A 21,574-nucleotide genomic window follows, 5' to 3' on the forward strand; every position below is an offset into this window, starting at 1 on the left:
GAACTCGGAACCTCGAGATCCCGGGTTCGGTCCTGCGGACCGCCCCGGGATGACGAGTTAATTCTATTCCGTCACGTTGCTGCACTCCTCATCCCGAGGAGCTTGCGAAGCAAGCGTCTCGAAGGATGGCCCCGGGCGACATCGGGGCCTTCATGGTTCGAGACGCGCTTCGCGGTCCTCACCATGAGGGCCTTATGACGCAGCGAGCAATGTTACTTCACCGCCTGGATCTTTTCCCAGTCGGCCTTGCGGTAGCCGAAGGTCTCGAACGCGACGTTCTTCAGCACGGTGTCGCGGAACTCGTTCTTGTCGACCTCGGTCACGCTCAGGCCCTTCTCCTTGAAGAAGGCGACCAGCTTGGCTTCGTTCTGCTTGATCTCGCCGGTGGCCTTGGCGGCGGCTTCCTGCGCCACGTCGGTGAAGATCTTCTTGTCTTCGTCGCTGAGCTTCTTCCACAGGGCGCCGGCGATCACGGTGTTGAGGTGATCGACGATGTGGCCGGTCAGCACGATGTGCTTCTGCACCTCGTAGAACTTCTTGGCCTCGATCGTGGTCAGGGGATTCTCCTGCGCTTCCACGGTGCCGTTCTGGAGCGCGAGATAGACTTCGGCGAACGCGATCGGCGCGGTGTTGGCGCCGCAGGCGCGCGGCATTGCGAGATAGGCGGGCACGTCGGGCACGCGTATCTTCAGGCCCTTCATGTCGGCGCAGGTCTTGATCGGCTTGTTCGACGAGGTCTGCCGCACGCCGTAATAGGTCACCGCGACGATGTGGTGGCCGCTCTTGTCCTCATAGCCCTTGGCGAGCTCCTTGAAGATGTCGCTCTTGGTATAGGCGAGCAGATGATCTGCATCGCGGAACGTGTAGGGATAATAGGTCACGCCGATCGGCGCGAAGCTCTTGGCCGCGAAGCTCGAGCCGGAGATGATGATGTCGACCGAGCCGAGCGAGAGGCCCTGGTTGATGTCGGTCTCCTTGCCGAGCTGGGAGGCCGGATAGACGTCGATCTGGTAGCGCCCGTTGGTGCGCTTGCCGATCTCCTGCGCGGCCCAGACCGAGGCGGTGTGGAACGGCTCCGAGGTCTCGTAGACATGGGCCCATTTGAGCTTGGTCTGCGCCATGCTGGCACTGGTCGCAGCCAGCAGCGTAGCGGCGGAGATCACTGCTGCAATCGTCATCTTCTTCAACATCGACTTTTCCTCCATCGTTCAAGTCTGCTTCTTGTTCGCCCGCCCCGGCAGGGATGCGGGCCGCACAATCTCATCGCCGCCGCGCGCTGCGGCCCGTAGCGCGCTTCTTCGGCGCAGGTTTTGGTTTTGGCGACTTCGCCGCGGGGCGCGCGGTCCGGCTCTCTCCCGGCGACGGCCCGGCCGCGTTCTCGGCACCGAAATTCTGCGCAAATCGCTCCTGCGACCTCGCGAGATGGGTCCGCATCGCCTCGCGCGCGGCTTGCGGATCATGCGCCGCGATTGCCTCGCGCACGGCACGATGCTCGTCGAGCGCGGTGCGCCAGGTGCCCGGGTTCTCGAAATAATGCGCAAGCTGCGCGAAATAGGGATTGAGGCGCTGGTCGAACAGCTCGCCGACCACGCGCACCAATACGGCATTGCCGAGGCTTCCGGCAATCGCGACGTGGAACGCGCGGTCGTGAACCATCGAGGCTTCGCCGGGATGCTCGACCTTCTCCATCGCGAGAAGCGAGGCGTCGATGCGGGCGATGTCGTCCTTTGTCGCCACGCGCGCGGCCTGTTCGGCGATGGCGCTTTCCAGGAATTCGCGGGCGCGCAGCAGCTCGAACGGCCCCTCGATGACGGACGCGGCTGCCGGCGCGGCGATTGCGGCGGGCTCGATCACATAGATGCCGGAGCCGACGCGAATGCGCAGCCGCCCCTCCACCTCGAGCGCGATCAGGGCTTCGCGCACCGTGGGCCGGGACACCTTGAGCTGCTCGGCGAGGTCGCGCTCGGTCGGCAAGCGGCTGCCGACCGCGTACTCGCCGCTGTCGATCAGGCTTCGCAATTGATCGGCGACCTGGCGATAGAGCCGTCTCGCCTCCACAGCTTCCAGCGGCACGCTGGTCCTCCCGAAAGGGCCGCGCGGGGCTTTTCCCGCCCGCGGCCTGCCAATTTTGGAAAATTGGTCTTACCAATTGACCGAAGCATTGACCTGATACGGGTGCCATGTCAAGCAGCGGCAAAGCAAAGGGGAGACGTCCATGCGCCCAGGTTCAGCGCGTCTTGGCAGGGCCAATCTCGACCGGTTGCCGCCGGCGGTGCGCCGCCCGGCCTACGACCTCCCGCGTGTCACGCCCGGCATCGTGCATCTTGGTCTCGGCGCATTTCATCGCGCGCATCAGGCCGTCGTCATCGACGATTGCCTTGCCACAGGCGCCACATCATGGGGCATTGTCGGCGCGAGCCTGCGCAGCCCGGACACGCGCGACGCCCTCGCCCCGCAGGATCATCTCTACACGGTAGCCGTACGCGCCGCCGAAGGCACCGAGCATCGCGTCATCGGCGCGCTGCTCGACAGTGTCGTCGCACGCGAGAAGCCGGCGGCCCTGGTCGAGCGGATGGCCGATCCCGCCACCCGCATCGTCTCGCTCACCGTCACCGAGAAGGGCTATTGCCACACGCCGCAGACCGGCGATCTCGACGAGCGGCACCCTGACGTCGTGCATGACCTGAACAATTTCGACGCGCCGCGATCGGCGCCCGGTTTCATCGTCGCGGCGCTGGCGCGGCGGCGCGCGCTCGGAGCCAAGCCCTTCACCGTGTTGTGCTGCGACAATCTCGCCGCCAATGGCCACACCGCGCAGCGGATCGTGACGCAGTTCGCGGCGCTGCGCTCCAAGGATCTCGGCAAGTGGATCGCGGACAATGCCGCCTTCCCCTCGACCATGGTCGACCGTATCGTTCCTGAAACCACGGATGCCGACCGGGACGCCGTGTCATCCGCGCTGGGCCTGCGCGACGCCTGGCCCGTGATGACCGAGCCTTTCACGCAATGGGTGGTCGAGGACCGCTTCACGGCGGGCCGGCCCGATCTTGCCGCCGCCGGCGTCGAGCTCGTCAGCGACGTCAAGCCGTTCGAGCTGATGAAGCTGCGGCTGCTCAACGCCAGCCATTCGGCGCTGGCCTATCTCGGCTATCTCGCGGGCTATGAGACCATCGCCGACACCATGCAGGATCCGCATTTCGCGCGCCTCGCCGCGCGGGTGATGGAGGAGGCAGCGGTGACGCTGACGATGCCGTCTGGCACGGATCTCGCCGCCTATCGCGCCTCGCTGCTGAAGCGCTTTTCCAATCCGGCGCTGCATCACCGCACCTGGCAGATCGCGATGGACGGCTCGCAAAAGCTGCCGCAGCGCCTGCTCGGCGCGATGCAGGACCGCCTCGCCAGGAACCTTCCAATTGCAACGCATGCGCTCGCGGTGGCCGGCTGGATGCGCTACGTCAGCGCAACAGACGAACAGGGCCGCGCCATCGACGTGCGCGATCCGCTTGCCGCCGAGTTCGCAAAGCTGACCCGCGAGGCGGGGCCCGTCGCGGAGCGGCTCGCACCTGCGCTGCTCGGGGTGGAGAAGGTGTTCGGACCACTGGGCTCGGAGCCGCGCCTGCGTGAGGCGGTCACCGCGGCCCTCGGCCACCTCTACCAGGATGGCGCGCGGCGGGCAGTGGAGTCGCTCCTCTCGGCCTGACCACAGCGGGCAATGCTGCACTGCGGTCCAAATTGAACCGAAGTCGAACGGAAGTCGCGCTTGATTTTTGCCCCTCCTTGCCCCACCCGGGAGCGATGGCAAAAGACAGCAAGATCATCGCCGCCAACGCGGCCTTCTACGCCGCGTTTTCAGCAGGCGACTTCGCCGGCATGGAACAGATGTGGGCGGATGACGACGGCATTTCCTGCATCCATCCCGGCTGGCCTGCGATCGTCGGCCGCGCCACGGTGATGGGAAGCTGGCGCGACATCCTGCAAAATCCCGAGCGGCCGCAGATCGTCTGCGCCGAGCCGCAGGCGATCATCGACGGCGACAGCGCCCGCGTGCTCTGCATCGAGATCGTGGACGGCACCGCCTTGGCCGCCGCGAACCATTTCCGCCGCGTCGGCGACGACTGGCGCCTGGTGCATCACCAGTCGAGCCCGATCGCACAGATTGTCGAGCAGGCAGAGGACGATAGGACGAGCCACCGCGTCCACTGAAAGCGGCGAAAGCGGGCGTGTTCTACTGTGCATGGGGTTGTTTTTCGGTTTCTTGTTTGGCGATGTCGAGTTCCGACAGATCATCCAGCACGAACCGTGCCGCGCTGAAATCCTCGTCGCGGAAGAACATGCTGCGGGTGATCACGACCGGAATGCCGGCCCGTGAGGCCGCGATCAGGCCGTTGGCGGAATCCTCGATGGCGAGGCAGTCGGCCGCACCCAGCTTCAGCCGTGCCAGGGTTTCGAGATAGACGTCCGGCGCGGGTTTCTTGTGCCTGACGTCGTCGCCGGCCACGATGGCACCGAACTCCGCCGCCCAGCGCGCCCCCAGCGCCTGCGACAAGAGCGCATCGATGTTGCCGTGCGAGGTCGTGGTCGCGATGGCGAGCCGCTGGCCGCGTGCCTTCGCCGCGGCGAGCAGTTCGATCACGCCCGGCCTCAAGGCACAGCAGCCGGTCTCGACCAGCTCGGCATAATACGCGGTCTTGATGCGGTGGAGCGCGGCGATGTCCGCATCCGACAGCGGCGGAGCGATCGCCAGCCGGGCGTGGTAGGCGCGCATCCGCTCCTTGCCGCCAGTCACCTGCAGCAGCTCCTTGTAGACGGCGCGGTCCCAGTGCCAGTCGAGACCGTAACGGGCGAAGGCATGGTTGAAGGCCTGCCGATGCAGTTCCTCGGTCTCGGCCAGGGTGCCGTCGACGTCGAAGATCAGCGCGGCCGCGCGCCGGATCAGGTCGGTGGCATTGGCCGGCCCCAAGGCGAGCGCTTCTGCCTGCATGATCGAGACCTCCCTGTGAGAGGCGAACATCGCCCGAGCCAGGAGGCGAGACAAATCGCAATATCTTTTGCCGGACCCAAAAATCTCTTATGAGCGAAGGACGCGCAACTCGCGCGGGAACTTTGACCTTTCGCGGGAGACGCATGCGGCTCTTCATTCTCGGCCTCGGCTACAGCGCCTTGCATTTCGTCCGCAAACACGGCGGCGGCTTCTCGCATCTCGCCGGCACCGTGCGCGATCCAGCGCAGCGGAACGACCTCGCCGGCATCGAGCTCCACGCCTTCTGCGGCAGCCTTCCGTCGCGCGAGACGGTCGAGCAGGTGCGCGACGCCGACGTGCTTCTGGTGTCGATCCCGCCCGGCAGCACCGGCGATCCCGCCATCGCAGCGTTCGGCGACGTGCTGGCGGCGGGCCGCCGCAAGATCGTCTATCTCTCCACCATCGGCGTCTATGGCGATCATGGCGGCGGCTGGGTCGACGAGAGCACCCCGCCACAGGCCACGCTCGACCGTGCGCGCCTGCGGGTTGCCGCCGAGCAGGCCTGGATGGACGTGGCGCACGGCAATGCCGCGATCCTGCGGCTTGCCGGCATCTATGGTCCCGGCCGCAATGCACTGGCAACGCTGCGCGCGGGAACGGCGCGGCGCATCATCAAGCCCGGCCAGGTCTTCAACCGCATCCATGTGGAAGACATCGCCAGTGCGATCATGGCCACCATTCGCCATGGAAGCGGCGGCACCTGGAACGTCTGCGACGACGAGCCTGCGCCGCCGCAGGACGTGATCGCCTATGCCGCGAAGCTGATGGGCGTTGCGCCTCCGCCGGAAGAGGCGTTCGCGACGGCCGAGTTGTCGCCGATGGCCCGCAGCTTCTATGCCAGCAGCGCCCGTGTCTCCAACGCGACATTGAAGCGCGAGCTCGGCGTCGCGCTTGCCCACCCGACCTATCGGCACGGCCTCGATGCGCTGTGGCGCGCGGGCGAAGGACGATAGCGCTCCGGCATTCCTGGCGCCCCAGTCATGCCCCGCCCGTGCTTGACTTCGCGTCGATGCGGACGTGATCTAGGCCTCCAGCGAGCCACCGCATAACGAGCTCGCCTGGGAGGACGCAATGATCAAGACGATCGCCATGATCGCGACGGCGGCTGCCGTCATCGCATACGGCACGGCCAGCGCCGCACCACTGCCCGAAGCCAATCCCGACGACGGCGGCTTTTCCAAGCAGGGCCTGGCACGCCTCGACAATTTCTTCGCGGGCGAGATCGCCGCCAAGCGCGTGCCCGGCGCCGTCGTCGCCGTGGCGCGGGACGGCAAGCTGGTGCACTACAAGGCCTACGGCCTGCTCGATCCGGACAAGGGCACGCCGATGCCGGTCGATGCGATCTTCGCGCTGGCCTCGATGACCAAGCCGATGGCGGCAGTCGCGGGCCTGACGCTGATGGAGCAGGGGCGGCTGCCGCTCCAGGCCAAGCTGTCCAATTACTATCCCGGCTTCGCCGACATGAAGGTCGGCGTGACCGAGACCAACGGTTCGCTCAAGCTCGAGCCCCAGGCCTCGCCGATCTTCATCCACGATCTCTATCGGCACACGTCCGGATTGATGTATGGCGGCCGGCCGGACTCATCGAGCCCGGTGGCGCGGCAATATCCTGACGGCATTGCTCCGGCGATCGAAGGCGACACCCAGGCCTTCATCGACCGCATCACCAAGCTGCCGCTGGCGCACCAGCCCTCGACCGCGTTCGAATACGGCTTTTCGATCGACGTGCTCGGCGCGGTCGTCGAGAAGGTGAGCGAGCAGAAGCTCGGCGACTATCTCGCGGCCAATGTCTGGCAGCCGCTCGGCATGAAGGACGCGACCTTCCACCCGACCGATGCGCAGCGCCCTCGCCTCGCCCGCCCCTTCGCCAAGGATCCGCTGACCGGCAAGCCGCAAGCCATCAAGCTCCTGGACACGCCGACCAGGTTCGATTGCGGCGGCGCCTGCGCGTTCGCCACGATCGGCGACTACCTCCGCTTCGGCCAGATGCTGCTCAACGGCGGCGAACTCGACGGCCAGCGCATCCTTTCCCCGAAGACCGTGCATCACATGACGGCCAACCATCTCGGTCCCGAGATCAAGAACAACGTGGCCAATGTCGAGCCGCATCGTGCCGGCTTCGGGTTCGGCCTTTCGGTCGCGGTCCGGACCAGCGAGGGGCTGTCATCGGTCCCCGGCAACCCCGGCGAGTTTACCTGGAACGGTGCCTACGGAACGCAGTTCTTCTGCGATCCCAGGGAGCGTCTCGTCGTCGTGGTCGGAACGGCGGCGCCGGGCGAGCTCAGGAAATACTACCGCGAGCAAGTGCAGGACATCGTCTATGGCGCGATGACGAAGTGAGACCTGCGCCATTTTGACGGAGAAGGGCGGCCACCTGGGCCGCCCTCGAAATTCAGCATCAGCTCAACACGCCGCACTTCCTGAACCCTGCCTGCGCCTGCGAGACTAGCGTGCCGGACTTAACCGTCCAGCTGCGTTGCGCCGCAACATCCGTTAACCGAAAAAGACGGTTCTCTCCCGGCTGATCACATGGCCGGGGACCGCCGGCGATGCAGATGCTCGCGCATTCCACGTGCTCAACTGCAACAAATGGGCACTGCGATGGCCGCAAAGACGCATCATGTTGCTCGCACATCACGCATGACCGCCAGATCACGTGCCAGCCGCCGTCATTTGATTGAAATTTTCAAAGGACTTGAGCCGTGCGATTTACTCGAACTTTCTTTGTGACGTCCTAGTTCCACGGCCGGAAGTTCCAATGGCGAGCTTCTACCCCGCGCACGGTGCACATCCGGCAACGGACGGACGGCGAGGCGGGACTTCATCTCGTCCACTCCGATTGCGCTACAAAAGGCTCAATTGAATAAAGCTTTATCCGACCTGGAATTGAAATGAATTTGGCTCGCGAATCGATTGAACTGTTGGAGCAGGTCGCACGCATCTTGTGGTTCGAAGGCACCAAGCACGGCTTGCGCGACCGCGAGTGGATGGCGCTGCGGTTTCTCTCCCGCGCCAACCGCTTCTCCCGGACGCCTTCGGCGCTCGCAAGTTATGTCGGCACCACGCGCGGCACCGCATCCTTCATCATCGGGGAGCTCGAGCGGCTCGGTTATCTCGAGCGGAAACGCTCAGCCACCGACAAGCGCTCGGTGATGCTGAGCGTGACGCAGCAGGGCAAGAAATTCCTGGTGCGCGATCCCGTCAACGTTCTGGTCGAGGCGATTGCCGGGCTCGACGACGAGGTCAAGATCCGCTTCCGCGACACGTTCCGGCACGTGCTGGATCAGTCGGACACGGCCGAGCAGCGGCACCACACCGACGTCTGCAAGCGATGCATCTTCCTCCGGGAAGAGCGCACCACCACGGACAGCAAGGCGACGGCCGAGTTCAGCTGCCGCCTGTTCCGCTCGCCGATCGCGGAGGCGGAGGTCGATCTGCTATGCACCAGCTTCGAGCATCACCGCCAATAGAAGGCGGCGCTCGATCAGGGCGTCGCCTTGCGTGACGAATAGACGACGCCCCCGCTGGTCTCCACCACCAGACGCCCATTCTCGTTCCTGATCTCCTCGATGCGGCCAAGGCCGGGCACCTGCTGTCCCAGCACGGCTTCGATGACGCCGTTCGGACTCTGCAGGATGGCAATTCCTTCGTAGGCCTGGCGGACCGACCAACCCTTGATCACCTTGCGCGGCGCCGACATGCGCTCGGACGGAGACACCGAGCCCGTGAACTCGGGCGCTGCGACCGAGGCCATCATCGGTCCTTGCTGTGACGAGGGCTGCGACTGCACCATTGCCGGTGCCGGCGCCTGGACCTGCGCCTGAGCTTGTCCTTGGGCGAGCTTGTCGAGCTTGACCGTCGAGGACGAGCTTACCCGCTCGATGCGATCCAGGTTCTCGGCGAACCTGCCGAACCGATCATTGGTTGCCTTGCTCGATTGATCGACTGCGGTGCGGAGGCCGTCGAGATTTTCCGACACGCCCGACACCTGCTTGCGCAGCTGTGCGACGGTCTCGCGCAGGATCCGGATCTCCGTACTGGCCGCGACGTTGTTCTGCGCGGGCTGCGTGGCGAGATAGGCGATCACGCCGGTGCAGGCGCAGACCACAAGCATGGCTGCGACTGCCAATGTCGCGAGCGGTGCAACCCATGGCGGCCGGGGCGGCGGGGGCTTGGCCACGATCACGGCCGGCTTGATCACGGTCGGCGCAGGCTTGGGTATCGCCATCTTGTCGAGACGCGCTTTGGCGCGAATACGTTTAAGTCCCTCGAGCGCCTCCTTGGCGAGAGCTTCATCGCTCGCCGCGGCCGACGCACGCTTTGCGCCCGCAGCAGGCCTGGTCGCTCGCGCCGTATTGTCCTTTGCATCGCGCGGATCGGGAGCCGGCTTCGCCGTCGCGAAAACATCAGCGGTCGCGTCGGGACGAGCTTGTCCATCGGACAACATGTGAAAATGCTCCGTTCGGTTCGATCTGTCGAACGGTGACGTTATTTGTCGAAGCTTGCCTGAAACGTGCGTATCGGAAGATCTTCATCGCGCGCGCGGCGACATCACGAGGCAACAACCGCGTCACGCACGTGGCGAGAGTGCGACTCGAAAGACACACCCTCGCCAAGATTTCGCCAAGCTGAGTCGCGCCGCCGTACATGAGTCGAATGGCCGCATGTGGAAAAGCGCGGATGCGAGTCAATCCCGGGTTGAAAAACCCTCGGTTTACCTGAGCCGCAGCACCACCCGAAATAGCTGTAATTGTACGGGGATACGGAACTTTAGAACCGTCACGGTGCAAAACTAGTTCAGCTTCCAAATCAACTGATGCGATTGAATATATCAAGAAACAACCCGACACAAATCAACAGCATCAAGCACACGTAGCAATCGCTTTATTACGCACGCTTGATCGGGAATCGGCAATTGTTACGGTCCTAGTCAAGTGATTCTCGCCAGTTGGCGAGGAGATCGACACAGTCAGTGGCGTTCGGACGCAATGAGCAACCTGGCGCAACTGTTCTAAGTCGTTTCTCAATCCGCTCCGCGAGGCGTCCGTAAGACGCCCGCCGGGCCTCACCCAGTAAGCGTTCAGTATCGAGTCGAAGTAGCAGGCCTGCGAGACGCAGGCACTGAAGGCGTAGGGCTGCCCGCGAATGTCGAAACCATAGCAACGGTTCGCGGGAAGGAATGTCGTCAAACAGCACGTTGCCGAGCCGGGGCATCACAACAACCAGCCGGCCGCAACAAGTGCGAAACAGGGGCGAAAGACTGATGTATATTATCGTTGATGATCGCGAGAGCGTCGCGAACAGCTACGTCGGAGGGCTCGTTCGCGAGGGCGTATCCTCGATCGGCTTCTCCTGCGGGGAATTCTGGGACTGGCTGCAATCCGCGACCGAATCGGATCTGGCGGCGGTCGATGCCTTCCTCCTCGGGGATTGCGACGGCCGCGCAAGCCTGCCGCGGGCCATGCGCAAGCGTTCCTCGGCTCCCATCATCGCCGTGAGCGGCCAGAAGATGCTCAAGAACACGCTGGAGCTGTTCGAATCTGGCGTCGACGATGTCGTGCATGTGCCGGTTCACCTCCGTGAGATCCTGGCCCGAACGGCCGCGATCGCGCGCCGCCGGGTGGGCGAGCTGCCCAGGCCCTGCGAGACCAGGATCCAGGTCTTCTTCAACGGCCGCGACCCCGAGATCGCGGGCCACGCCCTCACCCTGCCCCGCCGCGAACTGCGCATTCTCGAATATATGGTCAGCAACCACGGCAAGTGGATCACCAAGACGCAGATCTTCAACGCGGTCTACGGCATCTTCGAGTCCACCTTCGACGAAAGCGTGATCGAGAGTCACGTCAGCAAGCTGCGCAAGAAGCTCCGCGACCGCCTCGGCTTCGACGCGATCGTGGCCCGCCGCTATGTCGGCTACCGCCTCGACATCCCCGCCGGCGACACGATGGAGGAGCCGGAGCAGGAGCTCGACGAGGTCGGCATCCTCCTGAACAGGACGCATGCCGTCGCGGCAGCCTACCCCGCCGGCAACTGAGGCGGCCTCCGGACCAGCAACGGCCTCCGCGAAACACCTTCGCGGAGGCCGTTGCACGTTTGGCGGCGGCGACAATCGGATGAGCCCTGCTGAGCCGCGATGACGGCGCCTTTCCTTCTCCATAAGGCCGGGATTGCAAAGCGGTGACCTGAGCGCACGCCTCGTCCTTCGAGACGGCGCTGACGCGCCTCCTCAGGATGAGGCTAATCGGCGTCGGTGCCTGTTGAAACGACAGCCGCGCACTCGATCCTCATCCTGAGGGCCCGCCAACGGCGGGCGTCTCGAAGGATGGCAACAGCGGAAGTCGATTCCCTATGCGATTGCTCCCACAAGGGCGTCGGGAACGGAGAGAATATCGCTGTGTCGGCCCGGCGCGAGCCGACTTGGGGTCGTCGCGCGCTACGGCTTCTGCTGGAATTCCTCCTTGGAGACGTAGTTGAAGTCCTCGACGAGGACGTCCTGGACGATGTCAGCCTGCATCCGCTCGTTGACGCGCTGCTTGATGGCCGTGGTCAGGATCGAGAGGTCGTAACGGGCGAGCTTCCTGAAGTCGAGACGGTCGTCGGCATAGATCCTGCGGAAGGCCTCGTCGACGACGAACGGCTCCGGCGGAACGTTGAGCTGGTGCATCGTCCGCGCCTCCACGGTGTAGACGAAGCGCGCGACGATATAGCCCTGCACGTTGCCGTTCTCGACCATGGGCACGCTCAGTGCCCGCGTCTTCTGGTATTGCAGCCCGTCGAGATATTCGTCCTTTGCCGGCAGCAGGCTGCCGTTTTCCTTCCAATAGGCCACCGCATAGCTCGTGCCCGCGGTGAGGATGCATACCCAGAGCCCGGCCAGCACCAGTCTGATCATGTTCCGTCCTGCGCTGCGCGACCGGTATAGGTGCCGTCCGACTCGGCCTCCTTGATCGCCCTGACGATGATGCCGGCGACCTCGCGCACCGCGTCGTAGTGCATTTCGAGGATCGAGCGATTGCGCTCGAGTTTCTCGCGCAGCCGCTGAATCTCTTCGGTGACCTCGATTTCGCCGCCGAGATGCATCCGCGCCCGCATCAGGCGGACGAATTCGAGCATGCTCCGGCTCTTGCGCGCGCTGAAGTCGTCGAAATCGATCTTTTGGCCCGCCGTGAGCGCGGCCGTCTCCTCTTCGACGATGCTCTCGAGCCGGCGGATCGCAGACAGCAGGCCGCGCACCTCGTCCGACCTCGCCGCGTCGGCGCCGTCGACCGCGGCCTCGCTGCTCACCACCGGCAGCAACATGGGCAGCAGCGCATCGTCTGCCGCCGCCTCCGTCGCGATCACCTCGATATCCGCGACCGGCTGTTCGATCACCATGGCCGCCGCGCCGTCTTGTGCCTGCATAGGAAATTCACCCCTCAACGTGTGTCACTTATTCTTCGAATCGTCATCCGGCCTTGCCTGGCGTACTCGGTGCCGGCGGATGCGCGGCGGCGAGCCGTTCGGCGATGCCGATGCCCTTGCCCTTTGCCAGCTGGTTGCCGAGCTGCTCCGCCAGCATCGACTTCCAGACGCCGCCGGCCGTGCCCTTGCCGAAGACCTCCTCCGATTCCTTCGGCAACATCGTCTCGACGAAAGTCTGGAGGATGAAAGCCTCGAACTTCCGATAGACCTCGCCGGACGCCGGCGCCTTGATCACCCGAACCGGCTCGCCGTTCAACGCGTCCGACTGCACCCCGGCCACCCTTGTTGCGGGTTGCCCGGCGCCGGCCGCCGCCTTGCCGGCCTCAGCATCCATCGTGGCGGCGAAGTCGGCATCGGAAGATTTCAGCGCATCGAGCTTCGCGGTCGCCGCGCGCTGCGTCACGGGATCGGCGGCCTCGAGGACGTCGAGAACGAGGTCTGGCGTCGCTGTCACGATCATGTCTTGTTCCGGTTGGCTGGCCGTGGCGTCCACGCGCGCACGGCGGGACTTAGTCCCGTCATTTCCTCGAGCGCACGCTTCTCCGCGTCACGGAGCTTGTCGGCGAGCGCGGCCTTCGCGACCTCCTCGAGCTGCTTCACGCGGCGGCTTTCCGCGCGAACATGGTCGAGCTGCTGTGCGGCCCGCGCCTGCACCGCGCGCGCACCGACGCTCGTCCTGTTCAAGCGCCGCGCGATCGATTCGCTCGACGAGCCCGCCGGCGGCCTGCCGTCGTTCAGGGCTCCGACCAGCCATTCCTGCTCGTCCTGCAGGCTGCGCTCCTGCTGCCGCAGTTGCGCGAGCTGCCATTCGGACAGCCGAAGCTGGAGCTTCACCAGCGAGACCATCCGGCCGAGCTTGTCCGCGCGCGACGTCATCACCGCTCACTCCGCAAGCCACGACGAAACGCCGAGCATGAATTGCGTCAGCAGTTCGTCGCTGGTGAGGTAGAGCAGCAGGAAGCCTCCGAACAGCACGAAGGGCACGGAGATGAAATAGACCGGAATCGCCGGCGTCAGCTTGTTGATCAGGCCGACCGCCAGGTTGACGATCACGGAATAGACGATGAAGGGGCTGGTGATCCGCAGCGTCAGCACGAACGCCTCCGACAGGCGACCGACGAGCTGGTCGAGCGCCATGCTGCCGCCGAGCCTGTCACCGGGATGCCAGACGTCGTAGGAGTTCATCAACCCGCGCAGGACCTGCCAGTGCTGGTCGGTCATGAAGAACAGCGTGGTGACGGCGGCCATGATCAGCGGCACCAGCGCCGGCGCCGGATCGGTGTCGCCGACCGGCGTGCCCGGGATGTTGCTGAGGCCGATCGCGCTCGCCATCACGGTCGCCATGGTCTGGAGCGCGAGGAAGAACACCCGCCCGCCGAGCCCGATGACGCTGCCGACCAGCAGTTCGGAGCAGATCAGGAGCGCCAGCGTCAGCGGCGCCGCGTTGTCCGTGAGGGGTTTCAGCACCGCGATCAGGATCGGCGCCAGCGCAAAGGTCGTGACCAGCGCGACGAACAGGCGGACCTGAGCCGGAACGTTGACGCTGGAATAGCCGGGCACCAGCATCAGGCAGGCGCCGATGCGACAGAACACGATGAACGTCACCAGCACGCTGTCGGCGAGGCCAGAGATCACGAGATGGCTCCGAGTGCCCTGATCTCGGCACTGCGAGCGACCTCGACATGCGACAGCACCGGCAATGTCGGGAACACCCGCTCTAGGATCATCCGGACGTAGGGACGCGCTTCGGGCGTCACCGCCAGCACCACGCTGGTGCCGCTCTCGGTGAACTTGCGGATTGCAGCGCTGGCTTCGGTCGCGAACTGCTCGATCAGGCGCGGATCGGCGTCGAACTCGACGACGTCGCCCTTGGCGTCGCGCTTCAGGCTCTGGTGGAATGCGAGGTCCCAGCGATTGCCGAGACGGACGACGTTGAGCACGCCGTTGTCGGAGAGGTCGCCGCAGATCTGCTGGGCAAGCCGCATCCGCACGTGCTCGGCAACCTGCTCGGAGCGCCGCACGTGGGGCGCGATCTCGGCGATCGCCTCGAGGATGAGGTGGAGGTTGCGAATGGAGACCCGCTCGGCCAGCAGGATCTTCAGGATCGCCAGCAGACCCGAATAGGAGATCTGCGACGGGCACAGGTCCTCGACCAGGCGCTTATACTCGGGATCGAGCCGGTCCAGCAGCGCGCGCATGTCCTTGTAGGACAAGAGCTGGGCGAGGTTCGCCCTAATCACTTCGCTCAAGTGCGTGAGCAGCACCGACAGGTTGTCGACCGGCTTGCAGCCCTGCCGCTTGACCTCGTCGGTGAAGGCTTCGGTCACCCACAGCGCCTTCATGCCGAAAGCGGGCTCGATCACCTCCTCGCCCGGCACGTCGGGCTTGCCGTCCTTGTCGACCAGCACCAGCACCTCGCCGAGCCTGAGCTCGCCATGGGCGACGCGGGTGTCGTGGATCCGGATCTGGTAGCCCTTGGGATCGATCGAGAGATTGTCGGTGAGCTTGATCTCGGGAATGACGAAGCCGTACTGCTTGGCGAACTTCTTGCGGATCTTGGCCACGCGGTGCGCGAGCTCGGTGCGCGAGCCCAAGAGATGGACCGAAAGGTGGCCGCCGAGCGCCAGCTCGATCTCGGCGGTCTTGAGCTGCTCCTTGACGGATTCCTTGGCCTCGGTCTGGGCGCGCTCGTCGGCCTTGAGGGCCGCTTCCTTGCGCTCCCGGGCGGCCTGCCGCCTCGGCAGCGTATAGCCGACGAAGGCCATGACACCGCCGAGCAGCACGAAGGGCGCCATCGGCAGGCCCGGCATCAGGGCGAGCACGAACATCATCAGGGCGGCGGCCGACACCGCGCGCGGATAGCCGCCGAGCTGCCGCAGCACGGCCTGCTCCGCCGAGCCCCGGGTGCCGCCCTTGGAGACCAGCAGGCCCGCCGACAGCGACACGATCAGCGCCGGCATCTGCGACACCAGACCATCGCCGACGGAGAGCTTGGTATAGACGTCGGCGGCGCGCGTCAGGGTCAGCCCGTGATGGGTGACGCCGATGACGATGCCGCCGAAGATGTTGATCGCGGTGATGATGAGGCCGGCGATGGCGTCGCCGCGGACGAATTTCGAGGCACCGTCCATGGCGCCGAAGAACGCGCTCTCCTCTTCGAGCTCGCGGCGGCGGCGCTGGGCTTCCTTGTCGTCGATCAGGCCGGCGGACAAATCCGCGTCGATCGCCATCTGCTTGCCGGGAATGGCGTCCAGGGTAAATCGGGCGCCGACCTCGGCGATACGCGTCGCGCCCTTGGTGATGACGACGAAGTTCACGGTGACCAGGATGGCGAAGATGATCAGGCCGATGACGAAGTCGCCGCCCATGACGAACTTCGAGAAGCCGGCGACGACGTAGCCGGCGGCATGCTCGCCCTCCCCGCCTCGCGACAGGATCAGGCGCGTCGTCGCGATGTTCAGCGCCAGGCGCAGGATCGTCGCGATCAGCAGCACGGTCGGAAAGGCCGAGAAGTCGAGCGGCCGCTGAATCCACAGCGCGACCATCAGGATCAGCGCCGACAGAGCGATCGAGAACGCAAGGCCGAGGTCGATCAGGATCGGGGGAATCGGCAGGAACAGAATCGTGAGCATGGTCACGATGCCGGCCGCGAAGAAGGCGTCGGCCCCGAGGCGGCGCGGGCTGGGCAGGCTAGCAGCTAACGTATCGGCCATGGGTCACCGGCAGAGGGGTCCGGTTCGCAATCTGCCGCGCAAAGCTTACGCGAGGGTGGTGGCCGGGGCTGGCGGGATCAGAAGCCGTGCTCGATCCGCGAATAGACCATCTCGGTGAAGGTGGAGAGATGGGCGCCGATGAAGGAGCCGGAGACGGCAACGACCAGCAGAATGACGATGATCTTCGGAACGAAGGTCAGCGTCATCTCCTGGATCTGGGTGAGGGCCTGGATCAGCGCGATCACGGTGCCGACCAGCATCGCGGCGCCGACCGCGGGCCCGGAGGCGACGATGATGGTCCAGATCGCCGCCTGGACGATGTCGAGAGCGTCGCGCTCGTTCATGACTGGCTGATCGTGAGCCCGGGCCCGACCGCGACCTTGGTGCCGTCCTGGAGGGTCGCGATGGAGCCGTCGCTGTTGATGGCGACCGAAACGACCTTGCCGCTGAAGCTGGCACCGGTGGAGTCGGTGAAGCTGACCGTCTTCCCGATCAGGCCGTTGGCCTGCGACAACGACTGCGACGACAGCAGCGCGTCCAGCTTCGAGTTCGTCTGCATCGCCTGCTCGACCGTCGAGAGCTGGGCGAACTGGCTCATATATTGCGAAGTGTCCATCGGATTGGTCGGATCCTGGTTCTTCATCTCGGCGATCAGGAGCTGAAGAAACGTGTTGTAGTCGACGCTGTTGCTCGACGTCGTCGTGGTCTGGCTGGTCAAATCGGACTTGCCGGTCGTATCGGTCGCGCTGGTGACGTTCATGTCTCTCTCTCCGCTGTCAGGCAGCCTCGACGGGGGAAACGTTGGCGGTGCCGGCCAGGATCGCCTGCTCCACCGGGAACAGGGCCCGGATCCGCTTGAGCGCCTCGAAGTAACGCGTCGCCTGGACCAGCTCGTCGACCGCGCCGAGGCCGTCCAGCATCTCGCGGCTCTCGCACACGGCACACAGGGCGGCGTGATGCTGCGCGTAGAGCGCCGCGGCGTCGCGGATGTCGGTCGGATTCATCAGCATGAGCTGGACGATGAAATAGAGCTGCCGCAGCGCCGTGGTGGCGTCGGATGCCTGCATGACCTGCCCTTCGAGCAGGAACATCACGTCGTTGACGAGCTCGACAGAGACCTTGCGGTCCACGCGAAGCACCGCGCCGTTGATGTAGATGCGTTCGCCCGCCCGCAATGAGACTTTCATCAAAGCGCGTCTCGGATCAGGCGGTTGATTTCGATGAGCTGCACCACGTCGTTCGATCTCTCCTCGCGAAGACGGTCGGCTTCCTTGACGACCCACAGGCCGATCGAGATGATGTCGGCGCGCAGCTTGTCCGGCAGCCCGTTTTCCGGGTGCGAGAGATCCTCGATGAAGATCGTCCAGAGCCGCCGCACGTAGAGCAGGCTCTCGACCAGGTCCTCGAGGCTGAAGCGCCCCTTCTGGAGTCGTTCGAGCCGATCGATGCCGAGGCTGAGCGCCTGCCGCTCGCGGCCCCGCGCTTCAAAGCCACTCTCGTCGACGACCGCTTCATAGGCTTCAAACGTCATCAGAACCACTCTGCGCAGGAGACCGAATAACAGGACAAGGTTGCGAACCGGACTTTAGAGATAGTTGATGAGGCTTATCTGCTGGAGCTGCGAGGTGAGCGCGAGCGCCGTCTTGATCTGGGTCTGCAAGGTGTTGACCCGGACCGAAGCCTCGGTCGGGTCGACCGCCTCCATCTGGACGATCTGGTTGTTGAGGATGTCCTTCTGTATCTTCAGCTTCTCGGATGCGCCGGTGACCCTTTGCTGGATCGAGCCGACGGTCCCACCGAGCACGGCGAGATCGTTGATCGCACCGCTGACCAGACTGATGGCCTTGTCGACGACGACCTGGAACGTGGCCTTGCTCAGGCCAGTGTTGCCGAGATCGGTGAGCATGGTGTAGGCCTCGGCCAACTTGCGGAAGCCGGGCTGGTTGGCGCTGACCGAGCTGTCGACGACCTCGGTCGTGGAGATGCGGCTCGACAGCGTCTGGTCCGTGGCCGCCGACCAATTGGTGTTCCAGGCCGGGCTGGCGAACTCGGGATCGAGCACGTTGTCGAGGAAATTCTGCATCTGCGCCGGCGTGATCGTGCTGACGCCTGCCGCCGACTGCGAGAAGCCGAACGTCGCCAGGAAATCCGCATCGACCTGGTTCTTGCTGGCCGAGCCGGCCGTGTAGCTCGTGACCGGAACGGTCTGCGTGTTGATGCCGCCGAACAGATACGACCCGTTGTAGGAGACGTTGAGCGCGCCGATCAGGTCCTGGAGGTTCGCGGACGCGCTCGGCAGGATGATCTTCGCGCCGCTGTCTGCATCGCGGGCCGCGATCAGGTTCTTGAGGAATTCCGACGCCGTCGTGCCGAGCTGGGTGATCCGGTTCTGGGTCACGTCGAGGCGCCCCGAAACCAGCTCGTTGGTGTCGACCAGCTGATCGGCGAAGTTGAAATCGGCCCGCAGCGCCACGTCGCGGCCCGTTGCCGTGCCGAGCTCAAGGCCGACATCGGCGAACCGGCCGGTGGTCGCCTCCTTCGAAGCCTTGGTCAGCGCGCTCTGATTATTCGTGATCGACGACCTCAGCGACGACGACAGCATCAGGGTCGAGACGTAGTTCGCGCTCATCATGACTTAATTCCCCACGGCGGCCAGCAGGCTCTGCAACATCTCGTCGACGGTCGAAATGATCTTCGACGACGCCGAATAGGTGCGCTCGACCTGGAGCATCAACGACATCTCGTCGTCCATATTGACACCGGCGACGTTGGACAGCGCCGCGGTGCTGCGGTCGAGCAGCGTGTTCTGGTACTTGACGTTGTCGTCCGCGGCCTTGCGATGGCTTTCGATCCAGCTCGCCGAGGACGAGGCGAACTCGATCACGCTGCCGCTCGGCTTGCCTTGAGCGGTGACGTCGAACGGCTGCGGCGCGTTCATGTTGTCGATGAGCTGATGGAGCCGCGTCGAGAAGCCGGCGTTGCCGGTCGTATTGTAATTGTAGGCGGCGCTGCCGCTGATGGCGCCGTCGCGCAGAAGGTTGGGGTTGCCGCCCGCGGCCGGATCGACCGATGCAGCGACCGCGATCGTGCCGGCGAGGCCCACCGAGATGGTGGCACTTGCGGGCATTGCGGGCGCGCCGGGATAGGTGAAGAGGCCGGGCACGTCGGGCAGCGCGCTGGCGGACTGATCGACCTCCTTGAAGGCATCGATCAGGCCGCGCGCGATTTCGTCGAGCTGGCTCTGATACGTCACCGTGTCCTGGTCCCGCAGCTGGGCAAGGCCGGCGAGCTTGCCGGACTTGAGCGGCATGACGGAATTGGCACCGGTCACCGGAACGCCGTCGATGAAGACGGCATTGCCTGTGGTGCCGGCCGTGTAGGCGTTGGTCGGCGCAAAGCTCACGGCGCGCGCCGTCTTGTCGAACAGCACGACGCCGCTGTCGGTATAGAGCGCCGCATCGCCATTGGGACGGAGCGACATGGTGACGCCGACCTCCTGTGACAGCGTCGCGACGATGCTGTCGCGCTGGTCGAGATAGTCGGTGACGTCGTCGCCGGTGATCGTGCCCTTCACGATCGCGGTATTGACGGTCTCGAACTGGGTCAGCAGCCGGTTGATGTTCGCGACCGACGTCGCCATGTCGACGTCCGCTCCCTCGCGAACCGACTGCACGGTCTTGGTGGCCTGGTTGAGCGCGGTCGCCATGTCCTTGGCGGACGTCACGGCGGCCTGCGCCAGGGTCGCATTGTCGGTGGAATTGGCGTATTGCTGCAGCGCCTGCTTCAGCTTGTTGAGCTGGGCGGTCGGCGACTGTTCGAGCTCGGGATCGTCCACCGTCGCGACCGCGATCTTCTGCAGGCCGTCATAGATCACGCTCTGCTTGGCGGACGACGACGTCGCGGTCAGGACGTTGCTGTAGAGGCCGGAAGAGGCCGCGCGCTGGATCGCCGCGACATAGACGCCGGCGCCGGGAAAATTGTCCAGCATGGTGAGCTTGCGCGAATAGCCGGGGGCGCTGGCCCCGGCGATGTTGCGCGAGATCGTCGCCGACTGGATGCCCGACGCCATCAGCGAGGAGCGGGCGGAGTTGAGTGCGGCGGTAATGGACATGACGTGCCCTTGCCCGAAACGAGCGCTGAATTGTTCAGCGCTTCAGGTTGACGACGACGTCGAGCAGGTCGGCGCCGGTCTGGAACGATTTCGAGTTCGCGGTGAAGCCGCGCTGGGCCTCGATCATCGAGGTCAGCTCGTCCGCGAGATCGACGTTGGAATCTTCCAGCGCGCCGGACTTGACGGTGCCGAGACCGCCCTGGCCGGCGAGGCCGACCTGCACGTTTCCGGACTCGAGGTTGGGCGAATAGACGTTGCCGACCTCGGGCGTCAGATGGTCCGGGCTCGGCACGGTGGCGAGGGCGATCTGGAAGCTCGGCAGCGTGGTGCCGTTCTTGAGCACGGCGGTGACGACACCCTTGTCGTCGATATTCACCTTCTCCACGGCGGACGGAGCGTTGCCGTCGACCGTCGCCTTGAAGTCGAAGGAGGCAGCGACCTGGGTCATCGCCGACAGATCGATATTGAAGGCCGCGGAACCGCCGGGGATCGCGACCGTGAGCGACGTCGGGCTCGCCGCGGCCAGCTTGCCCTTGCCGGTCGCAGAGACGTCGAAGGTGAACGTGGTCGCGGGGCCGGCCGTCGTCAGCGCGGTGGCGCCGTTGTAGACCTGGATATCCCAGGTATTGGCGCCCGTCTTGGCGGCGTAGACGTCGAGCGTCACGGCGTTGCCGATGTTGTCGTAGGTCACCATCGACGTCTTCGACGTGTAATTGGCGGGTCCTGCCGGCGCCGCGATCGCGGTGGCGCTCGGATCGAGATTGGCGGCCACGGTCGCCTTGGTCGACGGTGCGGCCTGGAGCGCCATCTGGTTGACGTTGATGACCTGGAGACCGCCGAAGCCGTTGGCGGCGACGTTGGGCACGGCGCCGTTCGCGATGTTATAGCCCATCAGCTGGAAGCCGGCGGTGTTGACGAGGTTGCCGGTGTTGTCGGGCACGAACGCGCCGGCGCGGGTGAGGAAGTTGTTTCCGTTCGCGTCCTGCACCACGAAGAAGCCGTTGCCCTGGACCGCGAGATCCGTCGTCGACGTCGTGAAGTGGTAGTTGCCGGGGTCGGAGATGGCGTAGCGGACCGTGGTCTCGACCGCGCCGGAATCGTAATTGCCCGAGCCGCTCTTCAGGATCAGCGAGGAGAACTCGGTGGAAGCCCGCTTGTAACCAGTCGTGTTGACGTTGGCGATGTTGTCCGAGACCGTCGACAGCTTGTTGGACTGCGCGTTCATCCCGGAAACGCCGGTGCGCATAACACCATACAGGCTCATGAAAG

The 21,574-nt window shown here is 65.0% G+C and carries 23 protein-coding genes; 6 read left to right on the plus strand and 17 right to left on the minus strand.

Features of this window, described 5'->3' with window-relative positions; genetic code table 11:
* Window positions 1-212: 212 nt before the first annotated feature.
* Both AC066S_RS23460 and AC066S_RS23465 read right to left on the minus strand, forming a co-directional pair.
* Window positions 213-1,178: a sialic acid TRAP transporter substrate-binding protein SiaP gene (locus AC066S_RS23460; protein ID WP_478270827.1), complete on the minus strand. Its 966-nt coding sequence runs from the start codon at window positions 1,176-1,178 to the stop codon at window positions 213-215.
* Between the two features lie 82 nt (window positions 1,179-1,260).
* Window positions 1,261-2,073 (minus strand): FadR/GntR family transcriptional regulator, encoded by an 813-nt coding sequence (locus AC066S_RS23465; protein WP_478270708.1) that lies wholly within the window; start codon window positions 2,071-2,073, stop codon window positions 1,261-1,263.
* 142 nt (window positions 2,074-2,215) lie between these two features.
* Between AC066S_RS23465 and AC066S_RS23470 the strand changes: the two genes are divergently transcribed.
* On the plus strand, window positions 2,216-3,700 hold the full coding sequence (locus AC066S_RS23470; protein ID WP_478270709.1) for a mannitol dehydrogenase family protein: 1,485 nt from the start codon (window positions 2,216-2,218) through the stop codon (window positions 3,698-3,700).
* A gap of 95 nt (window positions 3,701-3,795) precedes the next feature.
* Window positions 3,796-4,203 carry a nuclear transport factor 2 family protein gene (locus AC066S_RS23475; protein WP_478270710.1) on the plus strand — a complete coding sequence of 136 codons (408 nt, stop codon included), beginning with the start codon at window positions 3,796-3,798 and terminating at the stop codon, window positions 4,201-4,203.
* A gap of 22 nt (window positions 4,204-4,225) precedes the next feature.
* On the opposite strand, the gene AC066S_RS23480 is transcribed toward AC066S_RS23475, so the two are convergent.
* Complete coding sequence (locus AC066S_RS23480) at window positions 4,226-4,981, minus strand: HAD family hydrolase (protein ID WP_478270711.1); 756 nt, start codon at window positions 4,979-4,981, stop codon at window positions 4,226-4,228.
* 143 nt (window positions 4,982-5,124) lie between these two features.
* On the opposite strand from AC066S_RS23480, the gene AC066S_RS23485 reads away from it, so the two are divergent.
* From AC066S_RS23485 to AC066S_RS23495, 3 genes are all read left to right on the plus strand, one after another.
* Entirely contained in the window at window positions 5,125-5,973 is an 849-nt protein-coding gene (locus AC066S_RS23485) for an SDR family oxidoreductase (RefSeq protein WP_135168715.1), read from the plus strand.
* Between the two features lie 118 nt (window positions 5,974-6,091).
* Window positions 6,092-7,360, plus strand: a complete 1,269-nt coding sequence (locus AC066S_RS23490) for a serine hydrolase domain-containing protein (RefSeq protein ID WP_478270712.1) — start codon at window positions 6,092-6,094, stop codon at window positions 7,358-7,360.
* A gap of 551 nt (window positions 7,361-7,911) precedes the next feature.
* Window positions 7,912-8,490 carry a MarR family winged helix-turn-helix transcriptional regulator gene (locus AC066S_RS23495; protein ID WP_126255059.1) on the plus strand — a complete coding sequence of 193 codons (579 nt, stop codon included), beginning with the start codon at window positions 7,912-7,914 and terminating at the stop codon, window positions 8,488-8,490.
* A gap of 14 nt (window positions 8,491-8,504) precedes the next feature.
* Here AC066S_RS23495 and AC066S_RS23500 read toward each other — a convergent pair whose 3' ends face one another.
* Window positions 8,505-9,467, minus strand: coding sequence for a hypothetical protein (locus tag AC066S_RS23500; RefSeq protein ID WP_478270713.1), 963 nt, complete (start codon window positions 9,465-9,467; stop codon window positions 8,505-8,507).
* Between the two features lie 816 nt (window positions 9,468-10,283).
* Here AC066S_RS23500 and AC066S_RS23505 point away from each other — a divergent pair.
* Window positions 10,284-11,054, plus strand: a complete 771-nt coding sequence (locus AC066S_RS23505) for a winged helix-turn-helix transcriptional regulator (protein ID WP_167767409.1) — start codon at window positions 10,284-10,286, stop codon at window positions 11,052-11,054.
* A gap of 399 nt (window positions 11,055-11,453) precedes the next feature.
* On the opposite strand, the gene AC066S_RS23510 is transcribed toward AC066S_RS23505, so the two are convergent.
* The 13 genes from AC066S_RS23510 to AC066S_RS23570 all read right to left on the minus strand — a co-directional run bounded on the left by AC066S_RS23510 (window position 11,454) and on the right by AC066S_RS23570 (window position 21,569).
* Entirely contained in the window at window positions 11,454-11,912 is a 459-nt protein-coding gene (locus AC066S_RS23510; RefSeq protein WP_126255056.1) for a hypothetical protein, read from the minus strand.
* Window positions 11,909-12,421, minus strand: a complete 513-nt coding sequence (locus AC066S_RS23515) for a flagellar biosynthesis protein FlgN (protein ID WP_478270714.1) — start codon at window positions 12,419-12,421, stop codon at window positions 11,909-11,911. The genes AC066S_RS23510 and AC066S_RS23515 overlap by 4 nt, the downstream gene beginning before the upstream one ends.
* A 43-nt stretch (window positions 12,422-12,464) precedes the next feature.
* On the minus strand, window positions 12,465-12,941 hold the full coding sequence (locus AC066S_RS23520; protein ID WP_167767410.1) for a rod-binding protein: 477 nt from the start codon (window positions 12,939-12,941) through the stop codon (window positions 12,465-12,467).
* Window positions 12,938-13,357: a hypothetical protein gene (locus AC066S_RS23525; protein ID WP_135168721.1), complete on the minus strand. Its 420-nt coding sequence runs from the start codon at window positions 13,355-13,357 to the stop codon at window positions 12,938-12,940. Before AC066S_RS23525 ends, AC066S_RS23520 begins: the two co-directional genes overlap by 4 nt.
* 6 nt (window positions 13,358-13,363) lie before the next feature.
* Window positions 13,364-14,116: a flagellar biosynthesis protein FliR gene (gene fliR / locus AC066S_RS23530; protein ID WP_126255052.1), complete on the minus strand. Its 753-nt coding sequence runs from the start codon at window positions 14,114-14,116 to the stop codon at window positions 13,364-13,366.
* Window positions 14,113-16,194, minus strand: coding sequence for a flagellar biosynthesis protein FlhA (flhA, locus tag AC066S_RS23535; protein ID WP_478270715.1), 2,082 nt, complete (start codon window positions 16,192-16,194; stop codon window positions 14,113-14,115). The genes fliR and flhA overlap by 4 nt, the downstream gene beginning before the upstream one ends.
* A 77-nt stretch (window positions 16,195-16,271) precedes the next feature.
* A complete protein-coding gene (gene fliQ / locus AC066S_RS23540; protein WP_126255050.1) occupies window positions 16,272-16,538 on the minus strand; it encodes a flagellar biosynthesis protein FliQ in 267 nt (88 codons plus the stop codon).
* Window positions 16,535-16,954, minus strand: a complete 420-nt coding sequence (flgD, locus tag AC066S_RS23545; protein WP_126255049.1) for a flagellar hook assembly protein FlgD — start codon at window positions 16,952-16,954, stop codon at window positions 16,535-16,537. The genes fliQ and flgD overlap by 4 nt, the downstream gene beginning before the upstream one ends.
* 16 nt (window positions 16,955-16,970) lie before the next feature.
* The gene (gene flbT / locus AC066S_RS23550) at window positions 16,971-17,381 is read right to left on the minus strand and encodes a flagellar biosynthesis repressor FlbT (protein ID WP_478270716.1); all 411 of its coding nucleotides are present in this window, start codon (window positions 17,379-17,381) and stop codon (window positions 16,971-16,973) included.
* Window positions 17,381-17,725, minus strand: a complete 345-nt coding sequence (gene flaF, locus AC066S_RS23555; RefSeq protein ID WP_164718296.1) for a flagellar biosynthesis regulator FlaF — start codon at window positions 17,723-17,725, stop codon at window positions 17,381-17,383. The genes flbT and flaF overlap by 1 nt, the downstream gene beginning before the upstream one ends.
* Before the next feature lie 54 nt (window positions 17,726-17,779).
* Window positions 17,780-18,826, minus strand: coding sequence for a flagellar hook-associated family protein (locus tag AC066S_RS23560; protein WP_126255046.1), 1,047 nt, complete (start codon window positions 18,824-18,826; stop codon window positions 17,780-17,782).
* A gap of 3 nt (window positions 18,827-18,829) precedes the next feature.
* Window positions 18,830-20,305 (minus strand): flagellar hook-associated protein FlgK, encoded by a 1,476-nt coding sequence (gene flgK, locus AC066S_RS23565; RefSeq protein ID WP_478270717.1) that lies wholly within the window; start codon window positions 20,303-20,305, stop codon window positions 18,830-18,832.
* A gap of 34 nt (window positions 20,306-20,339) precedes the next feature.
* Window positions 20,340-21,569 (minus strand): flagellar hook protein FlgE, encoded by a 1,230-nt coding sequence (locus AC066S_RS23570; protein WP_126255044.1) that lies wholly within the window; start codon window positions 21,567-21,569, stop codon window positions 20,340-20,342.
* Window positions 21,570-21,574 lie beyond the last annotated feature (5 nt).

The organism is Bradyrhizobium sp. CFUWI (assembly GCF_056429085.1).